We start from the raw sequence: 294 nt of genomic DNA on the forward strand, positions 1-294 counted from the left end.
CGCTCGCACTGCCGTCTTCTTCCGCTGGCACGGCTCGGACGACATGACCGAGGTCGCGGGAGAGGGCTCCGCCGAACTCCAGGACGACGGCACCATCGAGATCGAGTTCACCTACCACGACGGTGACGACGTGATCCTCAAAGCCGTCCGCGAGCCGACTTCTTCAACAGCCTGTTCTAGGACAGCTTGATTGGGAATGAGCTGGCCGGAAACTCGAAGTTCCGCCAGCGCCGCCCGCGCTGCGATACAGGCTTTCAGCACCGCCTGCGACGCGGCAATCAGCGTGGGGGCAGA

1 pseudogene is annotated in these 294 nt (G+C 63.9%); it reads right to left on the minus strand.

Features of this window, described 5'->3' with window-relative positions:
- Positions 1–111: 111 nt before the first annotated feature.
- Positions 112–294: pseudogene (locus V5F77_RS29295) on the minus strand (hypothetical protein); the annotation flags it as partial.

This window comes from Roseixanthobacter psychrophilus, from assembly GCF_043195195.1.
GTDB lineage: Bacteria > Pseudomonadota > Alphaproteobacteria > Rhizobiales > Xanthobacteraceae > NCEH01.